Below are 19,256 nucleotides of genomic sequence, written 5' to 3'. Positions count from 1 at the left end.
AGTGGGTGCAACGGCTTTCGAGGGCGGCAAGAGAGGACCTCGGGCCCTGAAGTGAGGACCATTGCGGAGCCCCCGGCCGACCAGACCGCAGTGCAATGGAGGCATAGCGAAAAGGCGATTCGGAAGGTGCCGGTGATGACTGCCACTCCCGCGGAAACGACAGTGCACGGCGAAGCATGGGACGGCTTCAAGGGCGGCCTGTGGCGGGACGCCATCGACGTCCGCGACTTCGTCCAGCAGAACTACACTCCGTACGAGGGCGACGACTCCTTCCTGGCCGGCGCGACCGAACGCACCACCCAGGTCTGGCAGACGCTCCTCGAGAAGTTCCCCGCGGAGATCGAGCGCGGCATCCACGACGTCGACGTGAAGACCCCCTCCCGCATCGACGCCTTCAAGCCCGGCTACGTCGCCGGCACCGCCGCCGACCACGCGGACCTCATCGTCGGCCTTCAGACCGACGCCCCGCTCAAGCGCGCCATCATGCCCAACGGCGGCTGGCGGATGGTCGAGAGCGCGCTCAACGCCTACGGCTACGAGGCCGACCCCGAGGTCAAGGACGTCTACACGCACCTCCGCAAGACCCACAACGAAGGTGTCTTCGACGCCTACACGCCCGAGATCCGCGCCTGCCGCTCCTCCGGCATCATCACCGGCCTGCCCGACGCCTACGGCCGAGGCCGCATCATCGGCGACTACCGCCGCGTCGCCCTCTACGGAGTCGACCGCCTCATCGCCGCGAAGGAGGCCGACAAGGCCACGCTGGGCGAGGAGTGGGCCACCGAGGACGTCATCCGGGCCCGCGAGGAGACCTCCGAGCAGATCAAGGCGCTCGGCGAGCTGAAGGCCATGGCGATGTCGTACGGCTACGACATCTCGGGCCCCGCCACCACCGGCCGCGAGGCCGTCCAGTGGCTGTACTTCGCCTACCTGGCCGCCGTGAAGGAGCAGAACGGCGCGGCCATGTCGATCGGCCGCATCGACAACTTCCTCGACATCTACCTCCAGCGCGACATCGAGTCCGGCCGCATCACCGAGACCGAGGCCCAGGAGTTCATCGACGACTTCGTCATCAAGCTCCGCATCGTCCGCTTCCTGCGCACCCCCGAGTACAACGAAGGCTTCTCCGGCGACCCGACCTGGGTCACCTGGTCGATGGCCGGCATCGGCGAGGACGGTCGCCCGCTCGTCTCCCGCACCACGTTCCGCGCCCTGCAGACCCTCTACAACCTGGGCCCCGCCCCCGAGCCGAACCTGACGGTCTTCTGGGCACGCGAACTGCCCAAGGGCTTCAAGGACTTCGCCGCCAAGGTCGCCATCGACACCTCGGCCATCCAGTTCGAGTCCGACGACCTGATGCGGCCCAAGTACGGCGACGACACCGCGATCGCGTGCTGCGTGTCGGCGATGGCCGTCGGCAAGCAGATGCAGTTCTTCGGGGCCCGCGTCAACGTCGCCAAGGCCCTGCTCTACGCGATCAACGGCGGCCGCGACGAGAAGACCGGAAAGCGCGTCGTCGAGGGCTTCGCACCCATCGAGGGCGACTACCTGGACTACGACACTGTCGCCGAGCGCTACGACGCGATGCTCGGCTGGCTCGGCAAGACGTACGTCCACGCGCTGAACGTCATCCACTACATGCACGACAAGTACGCCTACGAGCGCATCGAGATGGCGCTGCACGACCAGGAGATCCTGCGCACGATGGCGTGCGGCATCGCGGGCCTGTCCGTCGCCGCCGACTCGCTCTCCGCCATCAAGCACGCCAAGGTCAAGGTCATCCGCGACGAGACGGGCCTCGCCGTCGACTACGAGATCGAGGGCGACTACCCCGCCTACGGCAACAACGACGAGCGGGCCGACCACATCGCCCGGCAGATCGTCTCGGACTTCATGGGCAAGATCCGACAGCACCCGACCTACCGGAACGCGGTGCACACCCAGTCCGTCCTGACGATCACCTCGAACGTCGTCTACGGCAAGAAGACCGGAAACACCCCCGACGGCCGCCGCGCGGGCGAGCCGTTCGCCCCCGGGGCCAACCCGATGAACGGCCGTGACGAGCACGGTTACATCGCCTCCGCGCTGTCGGTCGCCAAGCTCAACTACGACGACGCCGAGGACGGCATCTCGCTCACCAACACGATCACCCCGGACGCCCTGGGCCGCACCGCCGGCGAGCGGATCCAGAACCTGTCCGGAGTCCTCGACGGCTACATGGCAAGCGACGGCTTCCACATGAACGTCAACGTGCTGAACAAGGCGACCCTTCAGGACGCCATGGAGCACCCGGAGAACTACCCCCAGCTGACCATCCGGGTCTCCGGCTACGCGGTCAACTTCATCCGGCTCACCCGCGACCAGCAGCTCGACGTCATCAACCGCACCTTCCACGGCTCCCTCTGAGCCCACCAGCAGCACGGGAGTTCTGCCATGGCTGTCCTGCTCGACACGGCGACCCCGGCGGCCGCGGTCACCCGGCGACCGGTCACCGGATCCCTCCACTCCTGGGACCTGTCCACCGGCGTCGACGGACCGGGCACCCGCTTCGTCACGTTCCTCTCCGGGTGCCCGCTGACCTGCCTGTACTGCCACAACCCCGACACGTGGCGGATGCGGGACGGCAAGCGGACCACCGCCGACGACGTGATCGCGGAGGCAGCCAAGTACACCCGGTTCATCTCGGCTGCGGGAGGGGGAGCCACGGTCAGCGGCGGCGAACCCCTCCTGCAGCCCGTCTTCACCGGCGAACTGCTGCACCGCCTCAAGCACGAACTGGGCCTGCACACCGCCCTCGACACCTCGGGCTTCCTCGGCGTGCGCGCCACCGACGCCCTGCTCCGTGACGTCGACCTCGTGCTCCTCGACATCAAGTCCTGGGACCGCGAGACGTACAAGAAGGTCACCGGGCGTCCGCTGCGGCCCACCCTCGACTTCGCCCGCCGCCTCGCGGACCTGGGCAAGGACGTCTGGGTGCGCTTCGTCCTTGTCCCCGGCCTCACGGACGACCCGGAGAACATCGAGGGCGTCGCCCGCTTCGCCGCCTCGCTCGGCAACGTCTCGCGCGTCGACGTGCTGCCCTTCCACAAGCTGGGCGAGGCGAAGTGGGCCGCCCTCGGCAAGGACTTCACCCTGCGCGACACCCCCTCGCCCACTCCAGGGCAGGTGGCCGCGACCACGGAGATCTTCGCAGCTCAGGGGCTCACGGCTGTCTGACGGCCGTGGTGGCGCCCCACGGACGTACCCTGGATGTATGAGCACCGCCCCCGCCCCCGAACCGCGCGATCCGAAGGAATCGGAGACCCCGCGGGGCTCCGAGGCGCCGAAGAAGCCGAAGAGCGCCCTGGTCTTCGACGACCCCCTGTCGCAGCAGTCTTCGGACGACACGGACCGCGGGTGGGGCGAGCGGCCTCCGGTCGGCGGCGACAGCGCCGCCGACCTGGCGCGCTTCCTCGACGAAAAGCCGCCCCACCACTTCTGAGCCCGCGCTACCGCTCGTCGTGCCCAGAGCCGCGCTGCGCCACCAAGACGTCGCGGATCTCCTTGAGGACCTCCAGCTCCGAGAGCTCCAGCACCTCCTGCGTGCCCGCCTTCTCGGCCTTCCGCGCGGCCTGCCGCGCCAGATACTTGGCCATGGGCAGCACCATCAGGAAGTAGACGACGGCCGCGGTGATCAGAAAGCTGAGGGTCGCGCTGAGCACGGAACCCCACATGATCGGGATGCCGGTCTCCACCGTGCCGTCGGCCTTCATGCTGCACGGGTCCTTGAGACACGAGCTGTAGTGATCGAGATCCTTCGTACCGAAGGCGCCGACCAACGGGTTGATGACACCTTGCACCACGGAGTTCACGATGTTCGTGAACGCGGCTCCGATGACCACCGCGACCGCCAGGTCGACGACATTGCCGCGCATCAGGAAGGCCTTGAAGCCGTCCCAGAGACCCGGTTCGTTCTTCTCGCTCACCACGAGGCCTTTCGTTGCAAATGCAGTTCGTGAAACAGACAGCTTCGCAAACTACGTCAGGGCCTGGCAGGACTGTCCAATTGGGTAGCTCGAATGAGCTACTTGACAAGAAGTCAGTGCACTCGCACACATCCTGAGTCAGCACAGCGTCACCGCCAGACGCATGCTCGCACCGGCTCCGACGAGCCGCGCCGCAGTCGCTCTCGGTACGGAGAGCACCACCAGCGCGCCCACCTCGGCGGCGCCTTCGGCCGCGCCCTCCTGCGGCTCGGGTACCTCGGTCACCCTGGCCCCTGCCGCCACCACCCGTGACGCGGAGCCGTCGGACGCGACGACGTCGACGCGATCGCCCCGGCGCAGCAGGCGCACCGTCTCCGCGTCGGCGATCCGCACCGGCGCCGTCACCGGAGCGGCGGCCCGATCCCCCCGCTCCGACCCCCGCGCCGGCACGGCAGCGGCAGCCGGATTCCCCTGCGGCCGCGCCCGTTCCGTGTCCCGCGGCCCGGCGGCCACGAGCGCCGCCGCGGTCACCGCGAGTCCCGCGGCCATGGCCCGCCGTCTGTGCCGCAGCAGACTTCGCAGGCGCCGCCGCCCGCCGCGCACCCGGACGGGAGAGAAGTGCGGCACGGGGCACGGCGGAGGAGGGGAAGGGGAGGAAATGTCTGGGGGAACGTGTGCCACGGCGGCCACCACCTGCGGAGTCGGGAGAGTCAGTGGAATCGAGCGAGCCTGCTGAGTCGTGAGAGCTGCGGATCTTGCCTTCCGCTCTCACGATGCGGGCCCGCGCCGAATCCCGCTGAGCCCCGTGCACTACTCCCGAGTTGTGGACAACTCCCTCACCCGAAGGGGAAGTTCCGCCGCCCCCGTTTCACCTCACGGCAGCCGGATCCCCGGATCCATCCCGCCCAGGGCCCCCGCACACAGGCAGTCCCGCTCGCCCTCCGCCGGCAGTCCCGCCACCGCGTCGAACAGCACCGTCCGCAGCCGGTCCACATTCGCCGCGAACACCTGGAGCACCTCTTCGTGCGAGACGCCCTCGCCGCTCTCCGCACCGGCGTCCAGGTCCGTCACCAGCGTCAATGAGGTGTAGCAGAGCTCCAGTTCACGGGCGAGCACGGCCTCCGGGTGTCCGGTCATGCCCACCACCGACCAGCCCTGCGCCGCATGCCAGAGCGATTCGGCGCGGGTCGAGAACCGTGGCCCCTCGATCACCACGAGTGTCCCGCCGTCCACCGGCTCCCATTCCCGCCCGCGGGCCGCCTTCAGCGCGGCGCCGCGCCCGACGGGGCAGTACGGGTCCGCGAGCGACACGTGCACGACGTTCGGGATGCTTCCGTCGGGCAGCGGAACCCCGTCGAAGTACGTCTGCGTACGCGACTTCGTGCGGTCCACGAGCTGATCGGGCACCAGCAGCGTCCCGGGCCCGAACTCGGGCCGCAGCCCGCCCACCGCACACGGACCGAGCACCTGCCGTACGCCCACGGAGCGCAACGCCCACAGGTTGGCCCGGTAGTTGATGCGATGCGGCGGCAGATGGTGGCCGCGGCCGTGCCGGGGCAGGAACGCGACCCGCCGCCCGGCGAGGTCACCGATGAAGAGCGAGTCGCTCGGCGCTCCGTAGGGGGTGTCGACCTGGAGTTCGGTCACGTTGTCGAGGAAGGAGTAGAAGCCGGAGCCGCCGATGACACCGATCTCGGCCCGCGTCGCGTTCGCCGTATTCACCATGCCAAGCACAGTAGCCGGGCCCGGTGACGCCCAGGATCCTGCTGTGGGCGGGCCCGGGGAACGCCGAGATCCCCGCCGTCGTACGACAGCGGGGACCCGGAAGTAGATGAGATCAGGCGGCCGACGAGCTGGAGGAGCTGGAAGACCCGGCCGACGAACCCGAGGACTTCGAGTCCGAGCCCGAGGAACTCGACGACGAGGACGAGGCGCTCGCGGCGGACTTGGAGTCCGACGACTTCGAGTCCTTGGAGTCCGAGGACTTCGACGCGTTCGCCGTCGACGGCGTGCTGCTCGACGACGAGCCGCGGCTGTCGTTGCGGTAGAAGCCGGAGCCCTTGAAGACGATGCCGACGGCCGAGAACACCTTCTTGAGGCGTCCGTCGCAGCTGGGGCACACGGTCAAAGCGTCATCCGTGAACTTCTGCACCGCCTCGAGGCCCTCGCCGCATTCGGTGCACTGGTACTGGTACGTCGGCACTTGCTTCCTCCTGGCACTCTCACTCGATGAGTGCTAACGACGGTCCATAGTGACGTATTCCGCGAGATCAGTCCACCGTGACCGGCTCGCGGTGACCCACGCCACGTGCCACGGTGCGTCCGACGGACCGCGGCACGAGCCGCGAGCGCAGGCTCACGAGCACCGCGAGGGCCAGTGCCGTACCGCCCAGCGGCACCAGGAATCCGGCGCCGTCCCAGAAGTGGTCCTCCAGCTGTCCCGCGACCGTGACGGCGGCGGCCTGGCCGAGCGCGACGGCCCCGGTGAGCCAGGTGAACGCCTCCGTACGCCCGGACGGGGCCACGAGACGGTCGACCAGGGTGTAGCCGGTGATCAGCGCGGGCGCGATGCAGACGCCGACCAGAAGCCCCAGACCGGCGAGCAGCACCACGGAGTGCGCGGCCCACAGCCCGGAGGCCATCAGGGTCAGCGCCGCGTACCCGACGAGGAGGCGCCGCTGCGGGGCGATCTTCCAGACGATGGCGCCGCAGACCAGCCCGGAGAGCATGTTGCCCGCCGCGAACGTGCCGTACAGGACGCCGTTCAGGCCGGGTTCGCCGATGGACTCGGTGAAGGCGGCCAGCGAGACCTGCATGCCGCCGAAGACGGCGCCGATGCCGAGGAAAGTGACGATCAGGACGCGCACACCGGGGATCCGCAGCGCGGAGACGTGCTCCACGCGCGCGTGCTCCTCGCGGGAGGCGGGCTTGGGCTGGGTGCTCTTCTGGGCGGCGAACAGCAGGCCGCCGACCAGCGTGAGTCCGGCCTCCGTGAAGAGTCCGGCGGCCGGGTCGATGGTCGTGCACAGCGCGGTCGCGAAGAGCGGGCCGAGGACGAACGTCAGCTCGTCGGTGACGGACTCGAAGGCGGCCGCCGTGCCCGCGAGCGGGGTGTCCTGGAGCTTGACGCCCCAGCGGGCCCGCACCATGGGGCTGATCTGCGGCTGCGAGGCACCGGTGGGCACCGCGGCGAGGAAAAGCGCCCACAAGGGGGCGTCCGAGAGCGCGAGCACCGTCAGGGAGAGCACCGAGAGCGTGTGGATGAGCACGCCGGGCACCAGGACGGCCCGCTGGCCGAACCGGTCGGCGAGCTTGCCGCCGAAGGGGGCGAACACCGCCATGGAGACGCCGGTGACGGCCGACACGGCGCCGGCGACGCCGTACGAGCCGGTGGTGTGCTGCACGAGCAGCACGATGGAGATGGTCAGCATCGCGAAGGGCTGGCGCGCCGCGAAGCCGGGCAGGAGAAACGTCCAGGCGCCGCGGGTGCGCAGCAGCTGTCCGTATCCGGGGCGGGAGGTGACCGTGGATGCCACGGCCCGTGCCTTTCTGCCGCCTGGTAGCGCGGCCCCCATTTCAGGGCGACGGCACCGAGAGCTGTCCTCTTGCGCGGGACTGCGGTAGATGCCGGTTGTCCACTGCGGGGACACGCGGCCGCCATACGGTCGGCGCCAGCTCTGCTTCAGACAGAGGTGGTTCGATCAGGTGGTACAGAAGAAGTGTGTCTTCATCGTACAGGGAATGACGCCATCAGACCTGTGAATACGGAGATTGAGGCGCCCGTCACCTGTGATTTCCCCGCTCTTCAGCGTCCTGACCAGCGGTTCCCAGCCATCCGGCCAGTTTTCCGCCTTGTCCGACGGCGCGCAGACGCTTCTCCGCCGCGTCCCGCACCGGGTCGGTCGCGACCACCAGGAGCTCGTCCCCGCGTTGCAGGACGGTCGTGGGCTGCGGCACGAAGGATTCGCCGTTGCGTACGACGAGCGTGACGGCCGCCCCCGCGGGCATCCGCAGTTCGCCCACCTCGACGCCGTGCATCCGCGATCCCTTCGGGATCGCCACCGAGAGCAGGTGCCCGCGAAGACGCTCCAGGGGCGCCGATTCGATGCCCAGGTCGGCGGCGCCCGAAGAGTCGCCAAGGCGCAGCACTTTGGCCAGCCACGGCAGCGTGGGGCCCTGGATGAGGGTGTAGACGACGACCAGGACGAAGACGATGTTGAAGATCCGCTCGCTGTCGTCGACGCCGTTCACCATCGGGATCGTGGCCAGGATGATGGGCACGGCTCCGCGCAGTCCTGCCCAGGACATCAGGGCCTTCTCCTGCCAGGGCATGCGGAACGGCAGCAGGCTCGCGACGACCCCCAGGGGGCGTGCCACGACGGTCAGGATCAGGCCGATGATGATCGCGGGCCACATGTCGTCGAGCAGGTCGTGCGGGGTGACCAGGAGCCCGAGCAGGACGAACATGCCGATCTGCGCGATCCAGCCGACGCCTTCGGCGAAGCCCCGGGTGGCGGGCCAGTGCGGCAGTTTCGCGTTGCCGAGGACCATCGAGGCGAGGTAGACGGCGAGGAATCCACTGCCGTGCGCCATGGCTCCCGCCGCGTAGGCGGCGACCGCGATGGCCATCACGGCGATGGGGTAGAGGCCCGAAGCGGGCAGCGCCACATGCCGCAGGCCGTACGCGCCGAGCCAGCCCACCGCGATGCCGATCGCGGCGCCGATCGCGAGTTCCAGGGCGATCTCGCCGATGAGGACGTACCAGTGCTCCACGGGGCCCGCTGTGGAGAAGGCCACGACCAGGATCACCACGGGGGCGTCGTTGAACCCCGACTCCGCTTCCAGGATGCCCGTCACGCGTGAGGGCAGCGGCACCTTGCGCAGCACGGAGAAGACCGCCGCCGCGTCCGTCGACGAGACCACCGCGCCGATGATGAGCGCCTGCCGCCACTCCAGGCCGACGAGGTAGTGGGCGCCGGCGGCCGTCACGCCGACGCTGACCGCGATGCCGGCGAGCGACAGGACGGCGGCGGCGGGCAGGGCGGGTTTGATCTCTTTCCACTTCGTGCCGAGACCGCCCTCGGCCAGGATCACGACGAGCGCCGCGTAGCCGATGACCTGCGTCAACTCGGCATTGTTGAAGGTGACGTTGCCGATGCCGTCCTGGCCGATGGCAATGCCGATGCCGAGGTAGAGGAGCAGGCTGGGGAGCCCACTGCGCGACGAGATGCGGACCGCCGCGACCGCGACGAGCAGGACGAGCGAGCAGATGAGCAGAAGCTGGTTGAGGTCGTGGACAGTCAGGGGCCGTTCCTTCCTCCGCGCGAGCCAAGTACTTCGTTACCTTACCTAATTGTTAACGCTTCCTTGACGCCCTCGAACACTCACACGATGCGTCGCGATGTAGGTTCCTGACTCCGCGTCCGAGGTCGCGGTGCCCTGCGCCTACAGTTGCTCCAGCGCTCCCACCACCGCCCAGCCAGCCCTGCCGCTCGCGTAAGGACAGCAAGGACAGCGATGCCCTCGAATACCACCGCCTCTTCCGGTCATAAGTCCGGCAAGAAGAAGGGGCGCCGAGCCCGCCTCCTCGTGATCGTCCTGGTCCTGGCCATCGTGGCGGGCATCGGCTACGGGGCGTACTGGAGCGTCAGTACGGTGCGTGCCTCCTTCCCGCAGACCAAGGGGACGATCAAGCTCGACGGCCTCGCCGGTCCCGTCGACGTGAAGCGCGACGGCAACGGCATCCCGCAGATCTACGCCGAGTCCGACGCCGACCTCTTCATGGCCCAGGGTTTCGTCCAGGCGCAGGACCGCTTCTGGGAGATGGACGTCCGCCGCCATATGACCTCCGGTCGCCTCTCCGAGATGTTCGGCAAGGGCCAAGTAAAGACCGATGAGTTCCTGCGGACGCTCGGTTGGCACCGCGTGGCGCAGAAGGAGTACGACTCCAAGCTCTCGCCCGCGACCAAGAAGTACCTCCAGGCGTACTCCAAGGGAGTCAACGCCTACCTGAAGGACAAGAGCGGCAAGGACATCTCCCTGGAGTACGCCGCCCTTGGCTTCACCAACGACTACGAGCCCCAGGAGTGGACCCCTGTCGACTCCGTGGCGTGGCTCAAGGCCATGGCCTGGGACCTGCGCGGCAACATGCAGGACGAGATCGACCGCTCCCTGATGACGAGCCGCCTGGGCCCGTCCCAGATCAAGGACCTGTACCCGGAGTACCCGTACGCCCGGAACAAGCCCATCGTCCAGGAGGGCACGTACAACAGCGCCACCAAGGAGTACGACGGCAAGGGCAGCAGCACGGGCAGCCAGTCGCAGACGGGCGGCGCAGCGGGCACGGGTCTCGCCGGTAACGCCCAGGCTCCCGACGGCCTCCAATCCCAGCTGTCGGGCCTCTCCGACATCCTGGACAAGGTCCCGGACGCGGGTCTCGGCCCGAACGGCAACGGCATCGGCTCCAACTCCTGGGTGGTCTCCGGCGACCACACGATCACCGGGAAGCCACTGCTCGCGAATGACCCGCACCTGTCACCCCAGCTGCCGTCCGTCTGGTACCAGATGGGCCTGCACTGCCGGTCGGTCTCCAAGGACTGCCAGTACGACGTCTCCGGCTACACCTTCGCGGGCATGCCGGGCGTGGTGATCGGGCACAACGAGCAGATCGCCTGGGGCATGACGAACCTCGGCGCCGACGTCACCGACCTCTACCTCGAGAAGTTCGAGGGCGACGGCTACTCGTACGACGACAAGGTGCTGCCCTTCAAGACCCGCGTGGAGACCATCAAGGTCGCCGGCGGCAAGTCCAAGAAGATCACTGTGCGGGAGACCGGCAACGGCCCCCTGCTGTCCGACCGGGACGACGAGCTGGTGAAGGTCGGCAAGAAGGCCACCGTCGACAGCGCGGCCCCCGACCGGGGCGACGGCTACGGTGTCTCGCTGCGCTGGACCGCGCTGCAGCCGGGCAGGTCGATGGACGCGGTCTTCGAGCTCAACAAGGCGAAGGACTTCTCCGACTTCCGCAAGGCGGCGTCTTCTTTTGAAGTGCCCTCGCAGAACCTGATCTACGCGGACAAGGACGGCCACATCGGCTACCAGGCACCGGGCAAGATCCCGGTCCGCGGCAAGGGCGACGGCGCGCTCCCTGCGCCCGGCTGGGACTCCGACTACCGCTGGACCGGCTACATCCCGCAGTCCGCGCTGCCCTACGAGTACGACCCCGAGCGCGGCTACATCGTGACCGCCAACCAGGCCGTCATCGACAGCGAGAAGTCGGACTATCCGTACAAGCTCACGGCCGACTGGGGCTACGGGGCGCGCAGCCAGCGCATCACCGACCTGATCCAGTCGAAGATCAAGAACGGTGGGAAGGTCTCCACCGAGGACATGCGCACGATGCAGATGGACAACAGCAGCGAGATCGCCAAGCTGCTGGTGCCCAAGCTGCTCAAGATCGACGTCAAGGACAGCTACGTCCGTGAGGCGCAGAAGCTCCTCGAGGGCTGGGACTACACCCAGGACGCCGACTCGGCGGCAGCCGCGTACTTCAACTCGGTCTGGCGCAACATCCTCAAGCTCTCCATCGGCAACAAGCTGCCCAAGGAGCTGCGGGTCAAGGGCCAGTGCCTGAACGTCGAGCCGGCCGGGAACACCGGTCCCGCCGACGAGGCCGAGCCGGTGCGCGAGTGCGGCCAGCGCGACGCGGAATCCGCGCAGCCCGACGGCGGCGACCGCTACTACGAAGTGATCCGGTCGATCCTCGACGACGAGGACAACGACTGGTGGAAGTCGCCCAAGACCCGCACGGACGCCGAGACCAAGACCCGCGACCAGCTGTTCGGCCGGGCCATGGAGGACGCGCGCTGGGACCTGACGGCCAAGCTCGGCAAGGACGTCGACACCTGGAGCTGGGGCCGCCTGCACCGGCTGACCCTGAAGAACCAGACCCTGGGCGTCGAAGGCCCCGGCTGGCTCCAGTTCATGCTCAACCGCGGCCCGTTCAAGCTGGGCGGCGGCGAGGCGGCGGTCAACGCCACCGGCTGGAACGCGGCGGGCGGCTACGGCGTGCAGTGGGTGCCGTCGATGCGCATGGTGGTGAACCTCGACGACCTCGACAAGTCGAAGTGGATCAACCTCACCGGCGCTTCCGGGCACGCCTACAGCGCGCACTACACCGACCAGACCAGCAAGTGGGTCAAGGGCGAGCTGCTGCCGTGGTCCTTCTCGAAGGACGCCGTGAAGAAGAGCACGAACGACACGCTGGTGCTGCGCCCCTGAGCAGCCGCACACAGCAGTGAAAGGGCCCTCCACGCGCGCGTGGAGGGCCCTTTCACCTCGCTGGAGGGGTCAGCGGAAGCGGCGTACTCCCGACGGCGTGACGACGGCGTGAACCGGCTTGTCGTGCGGCTCCCTGGGGACGTGCGCGACGACCTCCGTGTCGTACAGGAGCACCACCAGGGCCGGATCCGCCCCGGCCCGCCCCAGCCGGGCGAGCACCCTGTCGTACGACCCGCCGCCGCGCCCAAGGCGCATCCCGTGCGTGTCCACGGCCAGGCCCGGCAGCAGCACGGCGTCCGCCGCCAGGACGGCGTCGGGCCCGAGCCGCGCCCCCGAGGGCTCCAAGAGCGCGATCTTGCCCGGGTGTTGCACGCGAGCGAGCGACCCATCGCCTTCGTAGGCAGCCCAGTCCAGGTCGTTGTCCGCGAGGAGCACAGGAAGCAGGACCCGCGTCCCGCGCGCGTGGAGCGCGTCGAGCAGGGCGCGCGTCCCCGGTTCGCTCCCCACGGAGACGTACGCCGCGACCGTGCGCGCTCCCGAGAGCTCCGGCAGCTCCAATGCGCGGTCGGCGAGAACCGCGGCGGCCTTCTGCGCGTCATCCCTAGTCAACCGGCTTCTCACCGCGAGGAATTCTCCGCGCAAGGTGCGCTTGGTTGGCTGGCCGGGCGGCTGGTTCGGGCCGTTTTCTTTCATGGTGCGCTCACAAACCCTTCCAGGTGCGCTCATATGAGAACAAAATGTCCTGACCCACAGATTCCGCACATACTCACCGGTTATGGTTACGGACATGACTGAGTCTCACCCCCCGCGGATCAGCAAGGCTGTCATCCCCGCAGCAGGTCTCGGCACCCGGTTCCTGCCGGCCACCAAGGCCACTCCCAAGGAGATGCTGCCGGTCGTCGACAAGCCGGCGATCCAGTACGTGGTCGAGGAGGCCGCCTCCGCCGGCCTCGACGACGTCCTCATGATCACGGGCCGCAACAAGCGCCCCCTCGAGGACCACTTCGACCGCAACTACGAACTGGAGTCGGCCCTCCTGAAGAAGGGCGACGAGGCGAGGCTCGCGAAGGTCCAGGAGTCCAGCGACCTCGCGACCATGCACTACGTACGCCAGGGCGACCCCAAGGGACTCGGTCACGCCGTCCTGTGCGCCGCCCCGCACGTCGGCAACGAACCGTTCGCCGTGCTCCTCGGCGACGACCTGATCGACCCGCGTGACCCGCTGCTCGCCCGCATGGTCGAGGTCCAGGAGCGGCACGGCGGCAGCGTCATCGCCCTCATGGAGGTGGCCCCGGAGCAGATCCACCTCTACGGCTGCGCCGCCGTGGACGCCACGGACGAGGGCGACGTCGTCAAGGTCACCGGCCTGGTCGAGAAGCCCGACGCGGCGGACGCCCCCAGCAACTACGCCATCATCGGCCGCTATGTCCTCGACCCCCACGTCTTCGACATACTGCGCAAGACCGAGCCGGGCCGCGGCGGCGAGATCCAGCTCACCGACGCACTCCAGCAGCTCGCGGTGCAGTATCAATCAGCGGCTGACGCCGCGGGGAAGGTCGGCGGTCCCGTGCACGGCGTCGTCTTCAAGGGCCGGCGCTATGACACCGGTGACCGGGGCGACTATCTGCGTGCCATTGTCAGACTCGCGTGCGAACGTGAAGACCTGGGCCCGGACTTCCAGGCCTGGCTTCGCAGTTACGTGTCCGAGGAGATGTAGCACTTTGAGCAGCAGCGCGACGACCGAAGTCACCGGCCAGGAACACGTCTGGTCGGTGAGCGAGCACCTGGACGACATCCTCGGATCCGTCCGCCCCTTGGAGCCCATCGAGCTCCAACTCCTCGACGCCCAGGGCTGCGTCCTCGTCGAGGACGTCACGGTGCCCGTCTCGCTGCCGCCCTTCGACAACAGCTCCATGGACGGATACGCGGTCCGGGTCGCCGACATCGCGGGCGCGAGCGAGGAGTTCCCCGCCGTCCTGACGGTCATCGGCGACGTGGCCGCGGGCCAGAGCGAGCAGCCCACCGTCGGCGCGGGCCAGGCCGCCCGCATCATGACCGGCGCCCCGCTGCCGCCCGGCGCCGAGGCCGTCGTCCCCGTGGAGTGGACCGACGGAGGCCTCGGCGAAGGCCCCGTCTCCGGGATGCGCGCTCACAGCGCCGCCCCCGACGGAGCCTCCGGTGAGGTCCGCGTCCACCGCCCCGCCGAAGCACGCGCGCACGTGCGGGCGCGTGGCAGCGACGTACAGGCCGGTGACCGCGCGCTGACCGCGGGCACGGTCCTCGGCGCCCCGCAGATCGCCCTGCTCGCCGCGATCGGCCGCGGCACGGTGAAGGTGCGCCCCCGCCCCCGCGTGGTCGTCATGTCCACCGGCAGCGAACTGATCCAGCCCGGCGAGGAGTTGGCCAAGGGCCAGATCTACGACTCCAACAGCTTCGCGCTGACCGCAGCGGCCCGGGACGCCGGAGCGATCGCCTACCGCGTGGGTGCGGTCGCCGACGACGCCGAGACGCTGCGCTCCACCATCGAGGACCAGCTGATCCGGGCCGACCTCATCGTCACCACGGGCGGCGTCAGCGTCGGGGCGTACGACGTCGTGAAGGAAGCCCTCTCCTCCGTGGGAGCGGACGAGGACGGCGTCGGGACGGGCAGCGGCGTCGAGTTCCGCAAGCTCGCCATGCAGCCGGGCAAGCCGCAGGGCTTCGGCTCCATCGGCCCCGACCACACCCCGCTGCTCGCCCTGCCGGGCAACCCCGTGTCGTCGTACGTGTCCTTCGAGATCTTCGTACGTCCCGCCGTGCGGGCCCTGATGGGTCTCCCCGACGTCCACCGGCCCACGGCGCGCGCGGAGCTCACCGCCGACAAGGCGCTGAGCTCTCCCGCGGGGAAGCGGCAGTTCCTGCGCGGACAGTACGACGCCGACGCGGGCAGCGTGCGGCCCGTGGGCGGCGCGGGCTCCCATCTCGTCGCGGCGCTGGCGCACGCGAACGCGCTGATCGTCGTCCCGGAGGACACCACGTCGGTGGAGCCGGGCGCCGATGTCGAAGTGGTCCTGCTCGGCTGAAAGGCACGTGCGCGCGGTACGGTGTCGCGCACATAGGCCCCCTTGCGCCGCACCGCCGGAGGGCCCGGACCGGGAGCGCCACAGCACATGAGTACCGAGCAGCGACTGACGCACATCGACGAAGCGGGCGCCGCCCGCATGGTCGACGTATCCGCGAAGGACGTGACGGCGCGCACCGCCCGCGCCAGTGGGCGCGTCCTGGTCTCGCCCCGCGTGATCGAGCTGCTGCGGGGCGAGGGCGTGCCCAAGGGTGACGCCCTGGCCACCGCGCGGATCGCGGGCATCATGGGCGCCAAGCGCACGCCCGACCTGATCCCGCTCTGCCACCCGCTGGCCGTCTCCGGAGTGAAACTCGACCTCTCCGTGGCGGACGACGCCGTCGAGATCCTCGCCACGGTGAAGACGACGGACCGCACCGGCGTCGAGATGGAGGCCCTCACCGCGGTGAGTGTCGCCGCCCTCACGGTGATCGACATGGTCAAGGCCGTCGACAAGGGCGCGGTCATCACGGACGTACGCGTCGAGGAGAAGACCGGCGGCAAGTCCGGGGACTGGAGCCGCGAAGGAGCCGGCGCATGACCGCCTACCGCGCACTCGTCGTCACGGCATCCAACCGCGCGGCCGCCGGGGTCTACGCCGACCGGGGCGGGCCGATCATCGCCGAGGCGCTTGCCGCGCTCGGCTTCGAGGTCGAAGGCCCCCAGGTCGTCCCGGACGGAGACCCCGTCGAGCAGGCCCTGCGCGCCGGAGCCGAAGCCGGTTTCGACGTGATCCTCACCACAGGCGGCACCGGCATCTCGCCCACCGACCGCACCCCCGAGGCCACCCGCGCCGTCATCGACCACGAGGTGCCCGGCATCCCGGAGGCGATCCGCGCGTACGGCAGGGAGAAGATCCCCACGGCCGCGCTGTCCCGCGGTCTCGCCGGAGTCGCGGGGCGCACCCTCATCGTGAACCTGCCGGGCTCCACCGGCGGCGTGCGGGACGGCATCGCCGTCCTCGAACCCCTCCTCGTGCACGCCGTCGAGCAGCTCCGGGGCGGCGACCACCCAAGACCTGCGGGTGGTGCGAGCTGAACAGCCCTTCCTGGCCCGTCGAGCTGACGGACGGCGACGTCGCCCTCCGTCCGATAAAGATGCGCGACCAGCGGCCCTGGCGTGAGGTCAACCGGCGCAACCGGGACTGGCTGCGCCCCTGGGAGGCGACCATCCCGCCGCCCACGCCCAGCGGCCCGATCGTGCACCGCCCGACGTACCGTCAGATGGTCCGGCATCTGCGCGCCGAGGCGCACGCCGGGCGCATGCTGCCCTTCGTGATCGAGTACCAGGGGCGGCTCGTGGGGCAGTTGACGGTCGCCGGGATCACCTGGGGATCGATGTGCTCGGGCCATGTCGGCTACTGGGTCGACCAGTCGGTCGCGGGACGCGGCGTGATGCCGACCGCCGTCGCTCTCGCGGTGGACCACTGCTTCCGGTCCGTCGGGCTGCACCGTATCGAGGTCTGTATTCGCCCCGAGAACGGGCCGAGTCGTCGCGTCGTGGAGAAACTCGGATTCCGCGAGGAGGGACTTCGTCCACGCTATCTCCACATCGACGGCGCCTGGCGCGATCATCTTGTCTTCGCGCTCACCGCGGAAGAGGTACCGGAAGGGTTGCTCCGGCGCTGGCACCAGGCACGACCTCGGAACACCGCGTAAATAGAATAAGTGTTTGAAATTGATCGGTGATCGACCGTCTGGGGCCCCACTTGGTCCCTCTGAGGCATTAATTTCACGGTCCCGGTGGCCTGTTGATCGCACCAGTCACAAAAAAAGTTCGAGATATCAGCCAGATCGTGCGACACACCGGCTCAATTGGCAGATGGCCTCAAGCAAACCCCTCTACCGTGTGAGGCGTGAGCAGCAGCGGCCTCATCTACGCAGTCATCGTCGGGGCCTGGGCCGCCTACTTGGTGCCGATGTGGCTCCGTAGGCAGGACGAGCTCAATGAAGCCCGTCCGACGGAACGCTTCAGCACCGCCATCCGGCTCCTGTCCGGACGTGCGGGGATGGAGCGCCGGTACGCCAAGGACCTGCAAGCGCGCTCGCCTGAAGAGGAGGAGTCGCGCGACCCGGACAACGCCACCGGCGCGGTGGACGTCCGGGCCTTCGTCGCGCCCCCGCATCGACAGGGCGGCCAGGAAGAGCGGCCGGAGCCGCAGGACAAGGCGCCGGTCAAACCCCAGGCACAGCAGCCTCCGGCACGTCACGAGGCGCACCCTCACCAGGCGCACCCTCAGGCGCACCCCGCGGCGAAGCCCTCGGCGCCGGTCCCGACCCCGACCCCGGCCCCGGCCCCGTCCTCGGCCACGTCAGGAGCGCGGCCCCAGCAGTCGCCCGCCCAGCGGGCCGCGTCGGCGGAAGCCGCCGCGCGCGCCCGGCGCACGAAGGTGCTCGCGCGCCGACGGCGCACGACGGTGATGCTCTTCATCGCCTTCACGATCGGTACGGTCGTCGCCGCCGTCGGAGGGCTCGCGTTCCTCTGGGCACCCGCGGGTCCTGCCGCGCTCCTGAGCGCGTACATCGTGTATCTGCGGGGCCAGGAGCGGCGCCGCTTCACCTACACCATGGACCGGCGCAGGGCCGAGGTCGCCGCGCAGCGGCTGCGGGAACGTCAGCCGCGCAGGCGCGCGTCGGGCGGCGCGGACGCGGTGGTCGACGACCCGGAGGAAGGACCGGCCACCGAGACGGAGACCGGCCTGTCCGCACTCGCCGCCGACCGCCGCGCCCTGGTCGAGCAGACCGACCACGCGGAGTGGGTGGACCAGCAGCGTGAGCGGCAGCGCCGCCCGGGGCACGGCGACAGCTGGGACCCGGTGCCGGTACCCCTGCCGACGTACGTGACCGCCCCGGTCGCCCCGCGGGCCACCGGTGACGTCGACTTGGGCGCACCCGACGCCTGGAGTTCGGCGCGGTCGAGCTCCGTCGAGCCCACCGCCGACGAGGCGCGGCGCGAGACGGACGAGAGCGAATACGCCGACTACGCCGCGGACGCGCAAGGCGCCGAGGGTGCCCAGGGCGCGGACGGGGGCGGTGGCCGCAGCGACGCACGCCGCGCGGCTTCCGCACGCAGGGCCCGCGAGCGCGGCCGTACGCCCCTCTTCGATCAGTACGACGACGGGGAGCGGCCGCGGGCCGCCAACGAGTGAGGCCTGACCAGCCAGGAACGGATTTCCGAGCACCCGGATCGGGATGCTAGAGTTTCACTCGTTGCAAGGGCCTGTGGCGCAGTCTGGTAGCGCACCTCGTTCGCATCGAGGGGGTCTGGGGTTCAAATCCCCACAGGTCCACTGCACATGAGATCCCGTCCGGTTCTTCGAACCGGGCGGGATCTTTGCTGTGCCCCGGGACTGAGACACCGGCGAACGCCGACTGCTCGGCACCGGCGAACTACAGGGCCTTCACGTAGCAGCGGCTCAGGTCCTCGAAGCGGTAGTGGCCGAACTTGGCGGGGGCCGGGGTGTAGCCGGCCGAGGTGTAGAGGGCTATCGCCTCCGGCTGCTTCATGCCCGTCTCCAGGACCATCCGCGTACGGCCCGCCGCCCTCGCGTGGTCCTCCAGGGCCGCCAGGATGTGCCGGGCGAGACCGAGACCGCGGGCCTCCGGGGTGACGTACATGCGCTTGATCTCTGCGTCGCCGAGCGCGTAACCCTCGTCGTTCTCCTCATGGCCGCGCCAGCCGCCGGTGGCCACGGGGGTGCCGATCTCGTCGTACGCGAGGAGGTAGAAACCGCGCGGGGCCGCGAACATGGCCGGGTCGAGGGGTGTGACGTCGCCCTCATCCCCGTACCGCTGCGCGTACTCGAGTTGGACGCGGTCATTGAGCTTGACCGCGTCGGGGTGGTCGAAGGAGGTGGGGCGCAGCTCTACGGCGGGGTGCTGCGGCGCGGGCTGAATACTCATGCGGGTTAT

General features: G+C 69.4%; 18 protein-coding genes and 1 tRNA gene. 11 read left to right on the top strand and 8 right to left on the bottom strand.

The window, feature by feature from the left end; genetic code table 11:
* Nucleotides 1-135 precede the first annotated feature (135 nt).
* Genes pflB through ACIBCK_RS14565 form a run of 3 tightly spaced genes read left to right on the top strand, consistent with a single transcriptional unit; the run spans nucleotide 136 to nucleotide 3,481 of the window.
* Nucleotides 136-2,406, top strand: a complete 2,271-nt coding sequence (pflB, locus tag ACIBCK_RS14575) for a formate C-acetyltransferase (RefSeq protein ID WP_399390095.1) — start codon at nucleotides 136-138, stop codon at nucleotides 2,404-2,406.
* Nucleotides 2,407-2,433: 27 nt separating this feature from the next.
* On the top strand, nucleotides 2,434-3,216 hold the full coding sequence (gene pflA, locus ACIBCK_RS14570) for a pyruvate formate-lyase-activating protein (RefSeq protein ID WP_399390093.1): 783 nt from the start codon (nucleotides 2,434-2,436) through the stop codon (nucleotides 3,214-3,216).
* Between the two features lie 37 nt (nucleotides 3,217-3,253).
* Nucleotides 3,254-3,481, top strand: a complete 228-nt coding sequence (locus ACIBCK_RS14565; protein WP_399390091.1) for a hypothetical protein — start codon at nucleotides 3,254-3,256, stop codon at nucleotides 3,479-3,481.
* Nucleotides 3,482-3,488: 7 nt separating this feature from the next.
* Here ACIBCK_RS14565 and mscL read toward each other — a convergent pair whose 3' ends face one another.
* The 6 genes from mscL to ACIBCK_RS14535 form a co-directional block, all read right to left on the bottom strand.
* Entirely contained in the window at nucleotides 3,489-3,965 is a 477-nt protein-coding gene (gene mscL / locus ACIBCK_RS14560; RefSeq protein WP_399390089.1) for a large conductance mechanosensitive channel protein MscL, read from the bottom strand.
* Nucleotides 3,966-4,103: 138 nt separating this feature from the next.
* Entirely contained in the window at nucleotides 4,104-4,679 is a 576-nt protein-coding gene (locus ACIBCK_RS14555) for a hypothetical protein (protein ID WP_399390681.1), read from the bottom strand.
* Between the two features lie 159 nt (nucleotides 4,680-4,838).
* A complete protein-coding gene (locus ACIBCK_RS14550; RefSeq protein WP_399390088.1) occupies nucleotides 4,839-5,690 on the bottom strand; it encodes an S-methyl-5'-thioadenosine phosphorylase in 852 nt (283 codons plus the stop codon).
* Between the two features lie 112 nt (nucleotides 5,691-5,802).
* Nucleotides 5,803-6,168, bottom strand: coding sequence for an FmdB family zinc ribbon protein (locus tag ACIBCK_RS14545; protein WP_399390086.1), 366 nt, complete (start codon nucleotides 6,166-6,168; stop codon nucleotides 5,803-5,805).
* A gap of 67 nt (nucleotides 6,169-6,235) precedes the next feature.
* On the bottom strand, nucleotides 6,236-7,501 hold the full coding sequence (locus tag ACIBCK_RS14540; protein ID WP_399390084.1) for an MFS transporter: 1,266 nt from the start codon (nucleotides 7,499-7,501) through the stop codon (nucleotides 6,236-6,238).
* Nucleotides 7,502-7,748: 247 nt separating this feature from the next.
* Nucleotides 7,749-9,269, bottom strand: coding sequence for a potassium/proton antiporter (locus ACIBCK_RS14535; RefSeq protein WP_399390680.1), 1,521 nt, complete (start codon nucleotides 9,267-9,269; stop codon nucleotides 7,749-7,751).
* Between the two features lie 213 nt (nucleotides 9,270-9,482).
* Between ACIBCK_RS14535 and ACIBCK_RS14530 the strand changes: the two genes are divergently transcribed.
* The gene (locus tag ACIBCK_RS14530) at nucleotides 9,483-12,245 is read left to right on the top strand and encodes a penicillin acylase family protein (protein WP_399390082.1); all 2,763 of its coding nucleotides are present in this window, start codon (nucleotides 9,483-9,485) and stop codon (nucleotides 12,243-12,245) included.
* Between the two features lie 69 nt (nucleotides 12,246-12,314).
* Here ACIBCK_RS14530 and ACIBCK_RS14525 read toward each other — a convergent pair whose 3' ends face one another.
* Nucleotides 12,315-12,938: a 5-formyltetrahydrofolate cyclo-ligase gene (locus ACIBCK_RS14525; RefSeq protein ID WP_399390081.1), complete on the bottom strand. Its 624-nt coding sequence runs from the start codon at nucleotides 12,936-12,938 to the stop codon at nucleotides 12,315-12,317.
* A gap of 94 nt (nucleotides 12,939-13,032) precedes the next feature.
* Between ACIBCK_RS14525 and galU the strand changes: the two genes are divergently transcribed.
* The 7 genes from galU to ACIBCK_RS14490 all read left to right on the top strand — a co-directional run bounded on the left by galU (nucleotide 13,033) and on the right by ACIBCK_RS14490 (nucleotide 18,634).
* On the top strand, nucleotides 13,033-13,962 hold the full coding sequence (galU, locus tag ACIBCK_RS14520) for a UTP--glucose-1-phosphate uridylyltransferase GalU (RefSeq protein ID WP_399390079.1): 930 nt from the start codon (nucleotides 13,033-13,035) through the stop codon (nucleotides 13,960-13,962).
* 4 nt (nucleotides 13,963-13,966) lie between these two features.
* Nucleotides 13,967-15,307, top strand: a complete 1,341-nt coding sequence (gene glp / locus ACIBCK_RS14515) for a gephyrin-like molybdotransferase Glp (RefSeq protein ID WP_399390077.1) — start codon at nucleotides 13,967-13,969, stop codon at nucleotides 15,305-15,307.
* A gap of 87 nt (nucleotides 15,308-15,394) precedes the next feature.
* Nucleotides 15,395-15,886, top strand: coding sequence for a cyclic pyranopterin monophosphate synthase MoaC (gene moaC, locus ACIBCK_RS14510; protein WP_363309180.1), 492 nt, complete (start codon nucleotides 15,395-15,397; stop codon nucleotides 15,884-15,886).
* Nucleotides 15,883-16,383 (top strand): molybdenum cofactor biosynthesis protein B, encoded by a 501-nt coding sequence (locus tag ACIBCK_RS14505; protein WP_399390075.1) that lies wholly within the window; start codon nucleotides 15,883-15,885, stop codon nucleotides 16,381-16,383. Before moaC ends, ACIBCK_RS14505 begins: the two co-directional genes overlap by 4 nt.
* The gene (locus ACIBCK_RS14500; protein WP_272902883.1) at nucleotides 16,380-17,003 is read left to right on the top strand and encodes a GNAT family N-acetyltransferase; all 624 of its coding nucleotides are present in this window, start codon (nucleotides 16,380-16,382) and stop codon (nucleotides 17,001-17,003) included. The genes ACIBCK_RS14505 and ACIBCK_RS14500 overlap by 4 nt, the downstream gene beginning before the upstream one ends.
* Before the next feature lie 197 nt (nucleotides 17,004-17,200).
* On the top strand, nucleotides 17,201-18,493 hold the full coding sequence (glpR, locus tag ACIBCK_RS14495; protein WP_399390073.1) for a gephyrin-like molybdotransferase receptor GlpR: 1,293 nt from the start codon (nucleotides 17,201-17,203) through the stop codon (nucleotides 18,491-18,493).
* A gap of 67 nt (nucleotides 18,494-18,560) precedes the next feature.
* Nucleotides 18,561-18,634 (top strand) — tRNA-Ala (locus ACIBCK_RS14490).
* A 100-nt stretch (nucleotides 18,635-18,734) separates the two neighbouring features.
* Here the strand turns inward: ACIBCK_RS14490 and ACIBCK_RS14485 are convergent.
* Nucleotides 18,735-19,247: a GNAT family N-acetyltransferase gene (locus tag ACIBCK_RS14485; protein WP_399390071.1), complete on the bottom strand. Its 513-nt coding sequence runs from the start codon at nucleotides 19,245-19,247 to the stop codon at nucleotides 18,735-18,737.
* Nucleotides 19,248-19,256: the final 9 nt, after the last annotated feature.

It is taken from the genome of Streptomyces sp. NPDC051218 (assembly GCF_044455475.1).
Lineage (GTDB): Bacteria > Actinomycetota > Actinomycetes > Streptomycetales > Streptomycetaceae > Streptomyces.
The sequence above is the reverse complement of the archived record's forward strand: the minus strand, read 5'-3'. Positions and strand labels throughout refer to the sequence as shown.

Coding starts and splice junctions, on each gene's coding strand:
- ACIBCK_RS14530 (WP_399390082.1), top strand. CDS start 9,483: ATGCCCTCGAATACCACCGCCTCTTCCGGTCATAAGTCCGGCAAGAAG.
- ACIBCK_RS14550 (WP_399390088.1), bottom strand. CDS start 5,690: ATGGTGAATACGGCGAACGCGACGCGGGCCGAGATCGGTGTCATCGGC.
- galU (WP_399390079.1), top strand. CDS start 13,033: ATGACTGAGTCTCACCCCCCGCGGATCAGCAAGGCTGTCATCCCCGCA.
- pflB (WP_399390095.1), top strand. CDS start 136: ATGACTGCCACTCCCGCGGAAACGACAGTGCACGGCGAAGCATGGGAC.
- ACIBCK_RS14565 (WP_399390091.1), top strand. CDS start 3,254: ATGAGCACCGCCCCCGCCCCCGAACCGCGCGATCCGAAGGAATCGGAG.
- ACIBCK_RS14505 (WP_399390075.1), top strand. CDS start 15,883: ATGACCGCCTACCGCGCACTCGTCGTCACGGCATCCAACCGCGCGGCC.
- pflA (WP_399390093.1), top strand. CDS start 2,434: ATGGCTGTCCTGCTCGACACGGCGACCCCGGCGGCCGCGGTCACCCGG.
- ACIBCK_RS14525 (WP_399390081.1), bottom strand. CDS start 12,938: ATGAAAGAAAACGGCCCGAACCAGCCGCCCGGCCAGCCAACCAAGCGC.
- moaC (WP_363309180.1), top strand. CDS start 15,395: ATGAGTACCGAGCAGCGACTGACGCACATCGACGAAGCGGGCGCCGCC.
- ACIBCK_RS14485 (WP_399390071.1), bottom strand. CDS start 19,247: ATGAGTATTCAGCCCGCGCCGCAGCACCCCGCCGTAGAGCTGCGCCCC.